Source organism: Corynebacterium sp. Marseille-P8863 (genome assembly GCF_946902955.1).
In the GTDB taxonomy this organism is placed as follows: Bacteria; Actinomycetota; Actinomycetes; order Mycobacteriales; family Mycobacteriaceae; genus Corynebacterium; species Corynebacterium gottingense.
Genome location: NZ_CAMPQC010000011.1, coordinates 1 through 3,698, shown reverse-complemented (window position 1 = coordinate 3,698; position 3,698 = coordinate 1). Strand labels below are relative to the sequence as shown.

General features: G+C 56.9%; 2 pseudogenes. Both read left to right on the top strand.

The window, feature by feature from the left end:
* Nucleotides 1-710: pseudogene (locus OVO38_RS08700) on the top strand (hypothetical protein); the annotation flags it as partial.
* Between the two features lie 719 nt (nt 711-1,429).
* Nucleotides 1,430-3,698: pseudogene (locus OVO38_RS08695) on the top strand (hypothetical protein); the annotation flags it as partial.

Below are 3,698 nucleotides of genomic sequence, written 5' to 3'. Positions count from 1 at the left end.
ATGGTGATGGCCTCAGCGACGGCGAGGAGAAGGAGCTTGGTACCGATCCGACGAAGGCTGATACCGATGGCGATGGTCTGGCCGATAAGCAGGAGCTGGATGGTTCCGAGAACGGTAAGTATGACAACGAGCCGACGGATCCGACCAAGGCTGACTCCGATGGTGATGGTCTGACTGATCGCACTGAGATTGAGATTGGTACCAACCCGAATGAGGCTGATACCGACGGTGACGGCGTCAATGATGGTGACGAGGTCAAGGCTGGCACCAACCCCACCAAGGTTAAGAACTCCACGCCATCCGAGGACCCGTCTACCACCACACCGGCTCCGCAGGGTCCGGCTGATCCGGGTAAGTGTGCGGCTTCTGCTGTGGGCTTTGGTTTGCCGCTGCTGGCGCTGATTCCGGTTGGTTTGGCGACGCAGGTGTCCATCCCGGGTATCTCTGACTTTGTCGAGAACGTTTCGAAGGATCTGGAGCGTGCGAATGCGCAGATCCAGCAGAACCTGGGTATGTTCAACCCGCAGACTGCGCAGGCACTGTCGCAGATGAATGAGCAGCTGCGTAAGGCAGGTTTCGACCTGGCCACCGTCGGCGCAGGCTTTGCAGTGATCGTCGCAGGCATCATCGCCGGCACGGTCATCTACGACAACTGTGCTCCTGGTGGTCTTGGCGGTAGCTCCGTCAAGCTGGATGGTTCCTCGAAGTAGCCATCCCGAACGCGGTTAACACCGCGTAAGCACCGCGCCCGCTCTGCTCCCCGCACGGGGATCGGGGCGGGCGCTTTCGTGTTCCCTCACACCTCGCGCGCATTGCAACTTGAACGACCTCGCCAGTTTTCTGTGAGCCGTCCACCCGTTTCGGGGGTGCAAAATACCTCATGCGCAAACTCTTAGCAAGAATTAATTGGCGCTCAATCGCTCAAGAATCTTGTACGCTCGTGAAGACGTTCTTGTATCGATACCGCTATCACTTTCATTACCTGGGAAAATGGCCTGCATAAATGTTTTGCGAGTGCTCATCCCCGATCGCCTGTTCCTCAGGGGTGGATCGGCGCCAACGCATCGGGTACCGATACGCTGAAGTATCGGCCTAACGCTCCCGTCGTGACTTCTTACGTATAGATCGAATTTCATGGCTGTACTTCGCGTTCGCAACCATCCTTCACACCTCAGTAGCGCACAAACCCGCAGGCCAACGTCTATCGACGCCACACCTGCCCAGTCGAACGTCCAATTTCCTTGTTTCTTATCAGGATTGGAGTGCGCCGAAAACGTTGCGGCGAGTGACAGGCCAGCGTCACTAGATTGACAAGTGTGAAAGTCGGCGTGGACGTTCCTGCTATCGCCTTACGTAGGTGCTGGCAGCCACGCACCTCCGGACTTTCCCGTTTGTCCAGAACATCTTCGCGGAAGGAAGATTTCATCTTATGAAGAAGCACAACTTCTCCCGCCGTCGCGGGACCTCAATCGCGGCCGCGGCGCTTTCCCTCGCGCTGGTTGCTCCGTTCGCACACCCGATCGCAGCTCCACAGACTGCAGTGGCTGCACAGGCGCAGACTGTCCCTGATGCGTCTACGCCGGGCTCCTCCGGGAATAACCCTATCGACGCTGACGCGATTGCAAGCGGCGATGTCACCAGCGGTAGTGACCTGAAGAAGGTCAACGGTGCTCCAGTGTATAACGGTCACGTATACCTGATGGCGGGGCAGAACACTCAGACCTCCGAAAACGATGGTAAGGCGCACGTGCCGGATGGCACAACGGTGCTGTTCCAATGGATTGATGACGACGGCGCGGTCAGCCCGGTGTACTCGGCGAAGACCCACTTCTTGGAGTATGGCGGGGATGGAGAAACGTCTGGCCCGGGTACTTTCGTTTTCGCTCCGGGATCTTGGACTGATGAAAACGGTAAGGTGCACACTTACCGTTACGCCGCCAAGGCGCGCATTTGGCTTGCTGAGGGGCAGACTGGTCGCGCTGGTCAGCCATTGCAGCAGGTATACCAGTGGCCTGGTCGTTTCCCCGGTTTTTACGGTCCGACCGGTGCCGAGCCGAATGGTGCGTTTGGTCTTGCGGGCCAGTATATGTCGCGTACTGCTCTTGATGTTGTCGAAGCGCCTGCGCCGTACATGACGGCTGATCCTAGCGAGTGGAAGATTGACACTGACGGCTACGATGTCGCTCCGGACAGCCGTGACGATCCGAACCAGTTCTATATTGAGGGTCGTGTGTGGCTGGAATCCGAGCAGCAGCGTGGGCACCTCACATTTCCGACGTCTGCCGGTGAGCGGTTCGTTGAAGGCTACAAGGTCGTTTCTACGATTTTGACTGATGAAGGCCTCCAAGCCGTGAAGAAGTTTGACCGCGAGCGGCCTGACGTGCGTGCAGACAAGATTCGTGAATTGTTTGAGAACGACGCCAACCGTAAGAAGTTCATTGCGCAGACGGTCGTTAATGAGACGAATAAGGACGGCTTCTACCGTGCTCACTTTGACACGGAGAATGAAGAGGCAGTGAAGTATGCTTACCAGTTCGTTCAGGATCCCGAAGGTAACTGGAAGCCAGCTTACGGCACCCACGGTGCGAACCTTTTCCAGCCTTTGAACCAGAAATATACTGGTGCGGTTAAGAACCCCCTGGGACGTCCTGGTTGGTATAACGCTCACCTGCCTGTTGCGGTTCGCTTTGTCGATGAGATTAATATCGTGAAGCTTGACGGTGAGGACGCTAGCGGTGTTGCTCTGCCCGGCCAGAAGGCTGACATCGACGTTACCCGTATCTTCGACGAGACCAACCCGGTTCGCGTCGTCTGGCGCGACGAGCGTGGTCGTGAGCTTAAGGCTTGTGACGGTTTGACTGATACGGCCGGTGCTGAAGCATGCTCGTTCGATATTCCGGAAGATATCGAAGAACCGCAGACTATCCGTGTGGAGCTCGAGGTTGATGGCAACGTCGTAGCGTCGGACTCTTTCGTTGTGTCTTCCAAGTCCATTGAGCCTGGCTCTGTTGGTGATAAGTACAGCAACAAGATTGAGACCACTCTTCCCGAGAACGCGACGTCTAAGTTCCAGGCTGAGAATCATCCTGATGGTCTGACTCTGGCTAAGGACGGCACGCTGTCGGGCACGCCGACTAAGGCGGGTACTTTCCAGGTGCCGGTGACGGAGTCGATCACGATCACTGATCCGGATTCTGGGAAGACCCAATCCTTCGATCAGAAGTACAACCTCCCGGTCACCATCACTGATGCTCCGCTCGGTGCGGCAACGTTGAACCAGGAGTATGGTCCGGTTGATGTTGCAGAGAAGATCCAGGGTCTGCCGGAGGGCGTTACCCCGACCAACATCCAGGTTGACGGTCTCCCAGCGGGTCTGACGTTTGCCGACGGCAAGATCTCCGGTATTCCGACTGAGCTGACTGCCGATGATGTCCTGGACAACGTCTCCATCACCTACGATTGGCAGAAGCCGCAGGTCGACGCCGAGGGTAACCCGGTTGAGGACGCTGACGGGAACCCGGTCTTTGATACTGTGCGCAAGGGCCACACCGACAAGGTGACCCTCAAGGTTGAGCCGAAGACCGATGTCCCTGCTCCGTCGATTACTGCTGGTGCTGATAAGGATGAGGTTCCGGCTGATGGTTCGGAGAAGACCTTGGATGACAAGGTCAAGGATCCGACTGATGGCATGACTGGTG